Raw genomic sequence first — 6000 nt, 5'->3', positions numbered from 1 at the left:
ATGAAAAACTTAAAGAAAATTTAGAAAACCATATGCAAATGTTAGTTCAAAATCCAGATAGAGTTCAAAAATATTTCAATCATAAAGATATTCAATATGCAGCTTGATAATTATAGATATAATGCCGTCGGGTTAATAATTATAAAACCAGCCATTAGTGTAGCAATTGTAAGGCCATTAACTCCATATTCTTGAACAATACCATAAACAATTACAATAAATGCTCCTGTAGGCCCTCCAATTTGAACTCGACTACCACCAAAAGTTGAAATTATAATTCCAGCCACAATAGCTGTAATCAACCCTTTTTCAGGGGAAACACCTGAAGCAATTGCAAAAGCAATGGATAAAGGTAGCGCGACAATACCAACAATTATACCTGAAAGAATATCTTTAGAAATTGTTTCTTTAGAAATTCCCTTTTTTATTAATGAAAACAACTTTGGGGTAAACTCACTATTCATATTTATCAAATTAATTATTCTAAATTAATAAATACCTTTTATAAAATTTAAAAAATGGTTTTTTGCATTAATTAAATTTATAAAGGCTCTTTTAGATAACCCAATTTTTATATCCCATTCATATCCTTCAATGGCAATAAGATAAGCTTTGGGGGTTTTGTTATAGACTATTTTACATAGATTTAAAACTTGATCTGGAGGAATTGAATGTGTAGAAAATGCAAATTCTTTTGCTGGAAAAATTTGTTCAATGCTAAATCCATTTTTAATTTCATTTTTTGAAGCATCAACAAAAATTACATTTTCATAGGTAACTATTAAATCCGCATCTTCAACCATTAATTGATATTTTTGTAATAAATGATCGTTATTAAAGCAAATTTTTTCCAATTCATCTATAAAGCACCATCCAAGACCATCGTCTTGGCGCGTGTTATTTCCAATTCCAATTATAAGGGTATTATCTAGTTTTTTCATCAATTATAGTTCCATTTGCATCTTCTAGTTTTACAATAAGTGGCATTTGACCAAGTGCGTGTGTTGCGCAACTTAAACATGGATCATAAGCCCTAATAGCCATTTCAACTTGGTTAAGCATAGGTTCAGTAATTTCTGGTTTTTCACTTAAAACACTTTGCGCTACTGCACGAACCCCGCGGTTCATAGCTTCATTATTATGCGTTGTTGAAACAATTAAATTACACTTAGTAATTAGACCCTTATCATCTGTATGATATTCGTGGATAAGAGTACCTCTAGGAGCTTCAATAATACCAATTCCTTTGTTACGTGGAATTCCTTTTCGAACTAAATCTGTACCAATAATATCTGAATCAACCAATAATTCTTTCATAATTTCAGCGCAATATAACATTTCAATTAACCTTGCCCAATGCGTGTGCATTGTCATATTATTTGGTTTATTTTGAGTGTAAGATTTAAATATCTGACGTTCTATTTCAGCAAATGGTGTGTTAATTTTGGTACTTGTGTTCATACGAGCCAATGGTCCAACTCTGTTCCATCCATTTTCTCGCCCGTATTTAATCATATATGGAAATTTAAGGTACGACCAAGATTCAACTGCTTCCTTGAAATGATATCGATACTCAATATCTTCAATATTTAATAATTCGTTTCCTTGAAAATCAACAGAACGTAATCTGCCGTCATATAATTCTAATGAGCCATCTTCTTTATTTACTAAACTTAAATGATTTGATGGATACGCTGCGAAATTATCAATCCATTGGGAATTATCTAAATGATAGGTTTTCATAAAATCGATAACCTCTTTGGTCCATTCAATCATAGTATCTACGTTAGGAATATGTTTGCCATCTAAAAAATAGTCACATTCTTCTTTGGTCAAAGATTTATGAACCCCTCCAGGAACAGCTAAAATTCCATGTATTTTTTTGCCGGCTAATGCTTTAATAATCTCTTGACCAAATTTTCGCATTAAAATTCCTTTTTTTGCTAATTCTCGATTTTCCGTGGCAACGGCAACAATATTTCTTTTTTCTGCAGGAGCATTTATACCAAATAATAAGTCTGGTGAAGCTAAATAGAAAAAATGCAGTGCGTGGGATTGAAAAACTTGACCAAAATGTAATAATTTTCGCAATTTGGTTGCAGTGGGTGATAAATTTTCAGGATCGATACCTACTAATTGGTCAATAGCTTTTGCCGCAGCTAAGTGATGACTTACAGGACAAATACCGCATAACCTTTGTACCAATACAGGTGCTTCCCAATAGGGATGACCTTGAATAAATTTTTCAAATCCTCTAAATTCTACAATATGTAAAAAGGCATCAGTTACTTTCCCTTTATCATCTAATTTAATAGTTACTTTTCCATGTCCTTCAACACGAGTTACAGGTTCTATTACTATTTTTCTTGGGTTCATGTTTTTAATTATTTAGGCATTAATCATATTTGAATTCGGGGTAATTAATAGAATATTCTTCTTCAAATAAGATATTTTTTACGACACTCCATATGTGATTTGCGTTTGGTGGGCAGCCGGGAATATGATAATCAATTTTTACTACTTCGTGATTGGAGTATACTTTATTTAATATTTTAGGAATGTCTTCATGGTTGGGAATAACAGTTGCATTACCTTCACTTGTTAAAGAATCTAAATAGGCTTCTCTTAAACATTCTTCTAATGGAATGGTATTTCTAATAGCCGGAACTCCTCCCCAAATGGCACATTCTCCAACAGAAACTAAAACATCACAATTTTTTCGAAATTCGCGTAAAACTTCAATATTATCAGTATTGCAACAGCCTCCTTCAACCAAACCAATATCACACCTTTCGGTGAATTTTTTAATATCTGTTAATGGTGATTTATGAAATTCAACAACTTCTATAATATCTAAAATGCCTAAATCTATATCTAATAAAGACATGTGACAACCAAAACAACCGGCAAGTGAAGTAGTTGCTATACGCATTTTTCGGCCTTTGGTAATGTTCATATTCACTTTATTAAACGGAACAGTTTTTCCTTCAGCACCTTGGTCAAAAATGCGATTCCCAAAAGGTTTGCTAAACGTTTTACCTTTAACCAATATGGACCCTGTTGGACAGATTTGCATAGCATATTCAGCTTGAGCTGCTGTTAATTTTGCTTCTTGCTCGTAATCTATAGAAACAGTGGTTTTTTTCCCTTTATTGGTAAAATTAAAAACTTTGTAACCGTCATTAGTTACAATCTCTTCAATGCATCGTTTGCATTTAATGCACCTGTTTTGATTAACTACAATTCTTTCTGGTCGGGCATCTACAAGCCTATCTACGAATAAATGCGGAAATCGAGTGTATCTGATACCTGTTTCATAACCTAAATTTTGCATTTGACAGTCACCACTTTTTTCGCATGATGGGCAGAAATGATTACCTTCAACAAACATCATTTCCAAAATTGCTTTTCGGTTATCTAATAATTCAGGAGTATTAACTTCAATATTCATTCCTTCTTCTACAAAAACCGTGCAGCCTGCAATTCCATTGCCGTTTAAATTTACAGAACAAACTCTGCAACTTCCAAGCGGATTTAGATGTTTAAAGTGACAAAGTGTTGGTATAAAAATTCCATTTCTCTTTGCTGCTTCTATTAAGTTTAGTCCTTTATCGGCGGTGCAAAGCCTTCCATCTATATAAAATGATATATTTTGCATATACTTTGATTTTAAAATTTGCAATTATTTTAAAAATTTATAATTTTTGTTTTACTGGATTTATGTCTTTTTAATCAGCTGATCATAATCGAACACAGCATTTTCCATATCAAATTCCACATTACAATTATCAGTACAGCTTGTTACAATAACATTAAAATAATTTTCAAATTTGGAGATAGATTGAATAAAAGTATTGGATGAGAATTGGCCTAAACCACATCGACTTGTTTTTTTCATGATAGTTCCCCATTCAATAATTTCATTTAAATCCTGTGTTGTACAAATACCTTTTTTCAATTTTTCAATTTTTGCGAGTAAAATTTGATTTCCAACTCTACAGGACGTACAAGAACCGCAAGATTCATCTAAAAAGAACTTGATATAATTCTCTAATATTTGTAAAATACTTCTTGTTCTATTAAAAATCATTAAAGATCCTCCACAAAGTAAATCTTCTTTACATATTTTTCTGTCAAAATCAGATTCGTTTAAACAATCTCCAGAAGGGCCGCTACTTTGTATAAAATACGGAGCAGTAGCCTGACTTAAACGTAATAATTCTCTTAAAGTGGTTCCCCATTCAATTTCATAAATCCCAGGTTTTGCTACGTCGCCCGAAATACAAATAATTTTAGTTCCCTTACTTTTTTCTGTCCCTATGCTTAAAATATAATCGGATCCGAATTCAATAATCCGCGAGGCTTTTGCAAATGTTTCAACATTATTAACAATTGTTGAACTTCCTAAATAACCATTTTCTGTAGGATATTGAACTCTAAGTCTGGGTTCTCCTCTATAACCTTCTAAAGATTCAATTAAAGCCGTTTCAGCACCACAAACATAGGCTCCAGCCCCAATTTGAAGTTGAAGATCGAAATTAAAATGTTTAATTTCACAACAATTGACACCTAAAAGGTTATGTTGGTAAAAATCAATAATTGCATTTTCTAATTTAGATTGTAAATATTTGTACTCAGCTCGCAAATAAATAAAACCTGTTGTGGCACCAGTAACATAGGCAGCAAGTATCATTCCTTCAATAATTAAACCAGGTAAATTTTCTATAATAGTTTTATCTTTAAAAGTCCCAGGCTCACCTTCATCAGCATTACAAATAACTACTTTTTCTGCATTAGTGGCATTTTTGCTAATTTCCCATTTTTGGGCTGTAGGGAAAAATGCACCGCCTTTACCAGCCAATTCCACCTTTTTAAGCTCATCTAAAATAAATTGTGGGGATTTATTTTTAAGATTTTTAAGGGAATTTCCAATACTATAGTTTTTGAAAAAAACAGATTTGTTTTGTGGAGGGATATGCTGCACTAAACTTGCCACATTATTTGCAATAATATTTGGGCTTATACCTATTTTTAATTGATTTACAATTGTTCTAACTTTATCTGTGGAGAGATGGGTAACTGGATAAAAGTTAATAAGTGCTGTACATTCTTGGTCGCTTAATCCAATACATGAAGTTTCAAAAAGAGAAAATAATTGACTTTGACCATATTTTCCAAAGGTGCAGCCTGTTTCAAATTCAAAAGCAGCTTTAACTTCTTGAAACCCTTTAAATTCTGAGACAATACTATTGTTTAAATAGATAATATATTTTCCAGTTGGTTGCCTGTGAAAGAAGTGGTAGAATGAAATAACACCTTCAATTTCAATTTTTGATACCTTTAATTCTTGAGCAATTTCTGCAACAGCGATATCTGAAATAAAGCCAAATTTATTTTGAAACTCCCAAAGTCGATTTAAAAGATCAGTACGTTGCATATGTTTTAAATTTAAGTGAAATGACACCTAAATTTACCATTTTAAATGGCTGTAATTCAACACAAATAATTTTTATAAATAATTCATTAGAAATGATAATTTTCAAATAATTATTTATAAAAAATCATATTTAATTGAAAATGAAACTTTTGAACGTATTAAAGTGTTCGGCAATAGCAATTTCGAAAATGTGTGTATTTAACTAATAATTTTAATGAAATGGAAAAAGCAATATTTTATGTAACTTCATTTTAAACATTTAAATTAATTTGGAAACAAGTTTTTACTTTGTGTTGGTCATTTTATTAGAATTTTATGTTTTTTTTGTGCAAAACAAGTCGTTTTTCTCTTTTTTTGGAGAAATTTTTTAAAGCATGAAAAAGTTCTTTTTTAAGTACTTCGAAAACGTTGTAAAGCTCATTTTTTTAAGTAAAATAATTTCAAATTTTCAATATTTGGTAATACTCATTTTTTAATTTTTCAAACAAAATGAGTGAAAAATGCTTTTATTAAATTCATAATATAAAACGGTTATATTAACTATTTCACTAATTTAATTTAAA

5 protein-coding genes are annotated in these 6000 nt (G+C 30.8%); all 5 read right to left on the bottom strand.

The features are described from left to right. Nucleotides 1-110: 110 nt before the first annotated feature. Genes Q8S45_RS05635 through Q8S45_RS05615 form a run of 5 tightly spaced genes read right to left on the bottom strand, consistent with a single transcriptional unit; the run spans nucleotide 111 to nucleotide 5437 of the window. Nucleotides 111-464 (bottom strand): SulP family inorganic anion transporter, encoded by a 354-nt coding sequence (locus tag Q8S45_RS05635; RefSeq protein ID WP_305602083.1) that lies wholly within the window; start codon nucleotides 462-464, stop codon nucleotides 111-113. A 24-nt stretch (nucleotides 465-488) separates the two neighbouring features. Next, the gene (locus Q8S45_RS05630) at nucleotides 489-941 is read right to left on the bottom strand and encodes a hydrogenase maturation protease (protein WP_305602081.1); all 453 of its coding nucleotides are present in this window, start codon (nucleotides 939-941) and stop codon (nucleotides 489-491) included. Next, nucleotides 925-2376, bottom strand: coding sequence for a Ni/Fe hydrogenase subunit alpha (locus Q8S45_RS05625; RefSeq protein WP_305602078.1), 1452 nt, complete (start codon nucleotides 2374-2376; stop codon nucleotides 925-927). The genes Q8S45_RS05630 and Q8S45_RS05625 overlap by 17 nt, the downstream gene beginning before the upstream one ends. A 19-nt stretch (nucleotides 2377-2395) precedes the next feature. Beyond that, nucleotides 2396-3658 (bottom strand): 2Fe-2S iron-sulfur cluster-binding protein, encoded by a 1263-nt coding sequence (locus Q8S45_RS05620; RefSeq protein ID WP_305602075.1) that lies wholly within the window; start codon nucleotides 3656-3658, stop codon nucleotides 2396-2398. 60 nt (nucleotides 3659-3718) lie between these two features. After that, entirely contained in the window at nucleotides 3719-5437 is a 1719-nt protein-coding gene (locus tag Q8S45_RS05615) for an NAD(P)H-dependent oxidoreductase subunit E (protein WP_305602072.1), read from the bottom strand. Nucleotides 5438-6000 lie beyond the last annotated feature (563 nt).

It is taken from the genome of Lutibacter sp. (genome assembly GCF_030692605.1).
Classification (GTDB): Bacteria; Bacteroidota; Bacteroidia; order Flavobacteriales; family Flavobacteriaceae; genus Lutibacter.
Note: the sequence above shows the minus strand (reverse complement) of the source record. Positions and strands in the feature narration are given on the sequence as shown.